Source organism: Pontiella sp. (assembly GCF_041622395.1).
Classification (GTDB): Bacteria; Verrucomicrobiota; Kiritimatiellia; order Kiritimatiellales; family Pontiellaceae; genus Pontiella.
The window spans coordinates 1-4,846 of record NZ_JBFJYW010000287.1 but is presented as its reverse complement, the minus strand read 5'-3'; the positions used below and the strand labels follow the sequence as shown (position 1 = coordinate 4,846).

At 63.1% G+C, this 4,846-nt stretch carries 3 protein-coding genes and 1 pseudogene; 1 reads left to right on the top strand and 3 read right to left on the bottom strand.

The genetic code is table 11. The features are described 5' to 3' along the window. Positions 1-528: 528 nt before the first annotated feature. Both ABYO54_RS14095 and ABYO54_RS14090 read right to left on the bottom strand, forming a co-directional pair. The gene (locus tag ABYO54_RS14095; RefSeq protein ID WP_372808885.1) at positions 529-1,989 is read right to left on the bottom strand and encodes an MFS transporter; all 1,461 of its coding nucleotides are present in this window, start codon (positions 1,987-1,989) and stop codon (positions 529-531) included. A 50-nt stretch (positions 1,990-2,039) separates the two neighbouring features. Continuing rightward, positions 2,040-3,386, bottom strand: a complete 1,347-nt coding sequence (locus tag ABYO54_RS14090) for a DUF2851 family protein (protein ID WP_372808884.1) — start codon at positions 3,384-3,386, stop codon at positions 2,040-2,042. A 107-nt stretch (positions 3,387-3,493) separates the two neighbouring features. Between ABYO54_RS14090 and ABYO54_RS14085 the strand changes: the two genes are divergently transcribed. Then, on the top strand, positions 3,494-3,994 hold the full coding sequence (locus ABYO54_RS14085) for a hypothetical protein (protein WP_372808883.1): 501 nt from the start codon (positions 3,494-3,496) through the stop codon (positions 3,992-3,994). A gap of 91 nt (positions 3,995-4,085) precedes the next feature. Here the strand turns inward: ABYO54_RS14085 and ABYO54_RS14080 are convergent. Beyond that, a pseudogene (locus tag ABYO54_RS14080) lies at positions 4,086-4,846 on the bottom strand (phosphopyruvate hydratase); the annotation flags it as partial.

Sequence of the window (4,846 nt, the reverse complement as noted above, 5' to 3'; positions counted from 1 at the left end):
CGCGTTTTCGGGGCACGGGAACTCGCATCGGATATGCGAGCTACGACTCGTCGTCTCGCCGCCAGGACCCGGTGTTCCTGCTGCAACCGGCGTAGCGCGGATATCGGATCCGCGTTTTCGGGGGCAAGGGAACTCGCATCGGATATCCGAGCTACGGCTCGTCGTCCCCGCCGCCAGGACCCGGTGTTTTTGCTGCAGCCGGCGTAGCGCGGATATCCGATCCGCGTTTTCGGGGCCACGGGAACTCGCATCGGATATGCGAGCTACGACTCGCCGTCCCCGCCGCCAGGACAAGGTGTTTTTGTTGCAGCCGGCGTAGCGCGGATATCGGATCCGCGTTTTCGGGGCACGGGAACTCGCATCGGATATGCGAGCTACGACTCGTCGTCCCCGCCGCCAGGACAAGGTGTTTTTGTTGCAACCGGCGTAGCGCGGATATCGGATCCGCGTTTTCGGGGCCACGGGAACTCGCATCGGCTATGCGAGCTACGGCTCGTCGTCCCGCCGCCAGGACAAGGTGTTTGGGCATCAGTCGGAGGTCGGCTGAGGCGCGCTGTTTTTCCTGTTGTACGCGGCGATGGCCCGCAGGCGGGGCGAGAAGACGTTGACCTGCCCGAAGAGGGGCTGGCCGATGCCGAGGCGGTAGAGGATGCGGGCGGTGGAGATCGGCTCGACCTCGCGCACTTCGCGGAATTGCGGCAACATGATGGCGGCGGCGATGGCTCGCGTGATGGCGGAGATCACGAAGACGACCGGCAGGGGGGAGCTCAGCGCCAGATGCACCGTGCCCAGATGGAGTTCGGAGGGGGTGTGCGTGGCCAGCCACGCGCCGATGCCCATCGCGCCGATGACGGAAAAGAGGCCGTTGATGAGGCTGTAGTAGCTGACGGCGCGGGCGCGCCGGTTCTGCGGGACGGAATCGTAGATGAAGTTGGCGGCGGCCAGGTTGAAGCCGGACCAGATGGCGCCGGAGACCACCTGCGCAAAGAGCAGAACGAAATAGTTGGCGGAAAAGACCCAGAACAACGGCAGGATCGGCAACAGGCTTCCGGTGGCCAGCAAGACGGAGCGGTTGCCGTGGCGGTCGCCGATGGATCCCCACCAGCGCACGAAGAACGTCTGCGCAAGCATGAAGGTGAGCGTGTTGATGGTGAAGAGCAGGTAGGACCACTGCAGGTCGCGAAGCATGTAGACGGCGAAAAAGGGTCCGGCAATGTTGGTGGTGCCGCTCATGAGGGCAACGGCGAAGGTGAAGCGGGCATAGTTGCGGTTTTCGGTCGCGCCCAGGAAGCTCCAGAAGGAATAGCGGTCGTTGGGCGTGCAGGGCTCCAGCGGGGCGTCGTAATGCCGCCGCATGAAGGCGATGCTGGTGGTTCGGGCGAGGGCGGCGATGCCGAACACGAGCCCGAAACCGACGGCGGTGAGGCCGATGCCTTTCCAGGCATTGGTGATGATTCCGGCGAGCAGCAGCGCCACCACCATGCCGTACATCACCAGCCGCGAGCGGTTGGCAAAGTATTGCCCGCGGGCGGCGGGCTCGACGACGTCGCCGATGAGACTCATCCACGAGGGCACGACGATCCCGGCAATGGCGAAGTAGAGCGCGGCGCAGGCCGCGAGCGCAATCACCCCGCCGGAGGGCAGCAGCAACGGCAGCGCGAACAGCGGGAGCCAGACGGCCGATTGCAAGGCGATGCCGCCGAGAATGATCGGCATCCGGCGGCCGACCCGGTCGATCAGGCCGGACCCGACGAGCTGGGCGATGGAGGTGATGAATACGGGCGCCGTGCCGAGGAAGGCCATGACCATGTTGCCGGCTCCGAGAAAGAGGGCGTAGGGGCCGATGTAGGACTCGCCCAGCCCCCACATGAGGGCCCAGAGGTTCCCTTCCCAGATGGAAAGCGTGCGGGTGTTGAGCTTGAGCTGTTCAACGGAGGTGTCTTCCGCTTCTGCGGTAAGTTGCCGGATGCGGCCGAAAAAGTTCTTCATGATCGCCCGTACATACTCTGCCAGGATTGCGGAGGCAATCCCCTTCGGTACTAAAACCGTTGCTTGAGTTCATCGAGCCGATGGGTGATGAGATAGTCGTGGAAGATTTGGATGAGGCCTTGGCGGGCGAGGGCGGAGCGGTAGACCTTGGCGGAATGGTCGGGGCCGAAGAGGGTGAAGGCGGTTTGGCGGATGATGCTGTTGCTGGGTTCGACGGGCAACTTGTCCAGATTCGGTTCGGTTGATCCGGTGGCGGCCCTGAACGGGACCAGGATATTGGTGACGATGGCGTTGGCGCGGGTCTGGCCGACGAGGGCGGTGGGCGCGCATCGGGTTTTCCAGCCGATGTGGGTCTGCCAGTGGTTGGCGGGAAACTGGGTTAAAAGGGTGAAGCGGTTCACGAGTTGAAGGGGGGGGAAGGCGTAGTGCGCGGCGGCCATCAGCCGGCGGACGGGGTGGTTGGCGGGGCGGATGCCGGCGAGGGTCCAGCTGGCTTTGTCCAGCGCGGGTTCCTGGAGTTTCTCGGGCTGTTTCCACCAGAAGTCCCAGACTTGGCGGATGAAGGTTTTGGTTTCGGGCGTCCATTTGGGATCGGGGTTTTTCGGGAGGAGGCCCGACAGGCCAAGCAGCAAGGCATAGGCCTCGTCCGGCGAGTTGGCCCGCGCTTTGAGGCGGGCGAGCGGCAGCAGGGTGGCGAGTCGCCGGAAGGGGGTCTTGTTGTTTTTGTAGCCGAGCGCGGCGAGCAGTTCCTCCCAGAGCACCTGCTCGGGTTCCTTGGTCTGCATCGCGAGGGCAAGGCGCTCGGCCTTGAGCCGCAACCGCTCTTCGCCGGCCGCTTCCAGCAGATGGGTCTTCCGGTCGGGATCCATTCCGAGCAGGGGAAACTCGCCGGTGGGAATGGAGTAGGGGAAGGCGGTGAGGTCGATGTTTTCGAACGAGAACTTGGGATCGGTCGAGAGGGGGTCCTGCAACGGGATCTGGATCAGACCGGGGATCTCGGCGCCTTGGAAATAGACGACGTGGAAGCGGACGTTTTCGTAGCGCGGATCGTCGGCGTGGCCGTGCTGTTTCCAGCCGTTGGGATGGATGTGGATTTCAAGATCGCCGACGACGCGGCGGCGCTCCTTGCCAATCAGCAGGGCCGCGTTCAGGAAGTCGGGGCCGGCCTCGAGGTTCCAGTCGCCGGGATGCTCGACCGTCACGGTCTCGCCCTCGGAGGTCGACAGTTCCGCCGGGCGGTTGCGCGGATCGGCCCAGAGGCATTGGAGGTGCCGCTCGCGGTAGGGAAAATGGTTGAAGGGGGCGGCGGATTCGCGCAGGGCACCGCCGCCATGGCCGTTGCGGTATTCCCCCGAACGGGGAAAGCAGGCCTCCAATGTGGGGTAGATCGCATTCATCGATGCAGAATAACGATTTCTTTAGGGCCGGGCAACCGATTCGTTGGCCAAGAATGCGGCCGGAAAATATTGCGGTGGCCAGAAGGACGTTTAGAATGCGCGGTCCTATGAATACATTGCAGGCAGACCAAGTTGTGAAGGCCATCGTGGATGGCGTGGACGAATATTCGAAGATCGCGGCGCGTTCGGGCGTCGATCCCATCGAGCTGACGGAGCACGCGGAGACGATTGACCGGGGGATCCAGCTGTTGCGCGGCTTCTATAAATACGGCCACGAAAACATGAAACCCGCCGGGCTCCCTCCGCCGCCGAATCCCTATCTGGACAAAGGGAAGCCGATGGACGGGCAGTCGCCCGAATATTTCGCCTTCGAAGCCGTGCAGCGCAACGGGATGGACCGCGCGCGCTGCATCTTTACTTGCGGCCAGCTTGGGCTCGATCCCGAAACCGCCGCAACCGCGATCGACAACGTTTCCATCCCCTGGCGCCAAGCCAATGGCTGGCGGAGCTATGCCCAGCTGGGCGCCGACGGGAAATACGTGCTGATGGACAAACCGCCCGCGAAGCTCAAGCGCCACCTGGACAAGCTGCTGGCCGCGCTGGTTTAGTTTCTTTCCGCCGCTACGGCATTGCGGAATCTCCCCCCACGAAAAAAGGCGGCCCGAAGGCCGCCTTTCAGCATTAACGAAGGATCGTTAATTACGCGTCGCCGTAGCGGCTGTCGGAACCGAGCATTTCCTCGATGCGGAGCAGCTGGTTGTACTTGGCAATACGGTCGGAGCGGCTGAGCGATCCGGTCTTGATCTGGCCCGCATTGGTGGCCACCGCGATGTCGGCGATGGTGTTGTCGTCGGTTTCGCCCGAACGGTGGGAGACCACGGCGGTGAAGCCGGCCTTGTGGGCCATTTCGATCGCGTCGAGGGTCTCGGTCAGGGTGCCGATCTGGTTGACCTTGATGAGGATCGAGTTGGCGGAACCTTCCTTGATGCCGCGCGCAAGATATTCAACGTTGGTCACGAACAGGTCGTCGCCCACGAGCTGGCAGCGGTCGCCGATCTTGTCGGTCAGGATCTTCCAGCCGGCCCAGTCTTCTTCGTTCATGCCGTCTTCGATGGAGTCGATCGGGTATTTGGAGATCAGCTCTTCGAGGTAGGTGGCCTGCTCTTCGGAAGAGCGCTTGGCACCGGATTCGCCTTCGAACTTGGCATAGTTGTAAACGCCGTCCTGGTAGAACTCGGAGGAGGCGCAGTCGAGGCCGATGGTCACGTCCGTGCCCGGCTCGTATCCGGCATCCTTGATGGCCTGCATGATGGAGTCGAGGGCTTCTTCGGTTCCGCCTGAGAAGTTCGGAGCAAATCCGCCTTCGTCGCCGACGGCGGTGGAGAGGCCTTTGCCCTTAATGATGGCTTTGAGCGCGTGGAACACTTACGCGCCGCAACGCAGGCCTTCCTTGAAGGAGG

What these genes read in the sequence shown, in the direction of transcription:
- ABYO54_RS14085 (WP_372808883.1), top strand. Translation starts at nt 3,494, where the DNA reads ATGAATACATTGCAGGCAGACCAAGTTGTGAAGGCCATCGTGGATGGC.
- ABYO54_RS14090 (WP_372808884.1), bottom strand. Translation starts at nt 3,386, where the DNA reads ATGAATGCGATCTACCCCACATTGGAGGCCTGCTTTCCCCGTTCGGGG.
- ABYO54_RS14095 (WP_372808885.1), bottom strand. Translation starts at nt 1,989, where the DNA reads ATGAAGAACTTTTTCGGCCGCATCCGGCAACTTACCGCAGAAGCGGAA.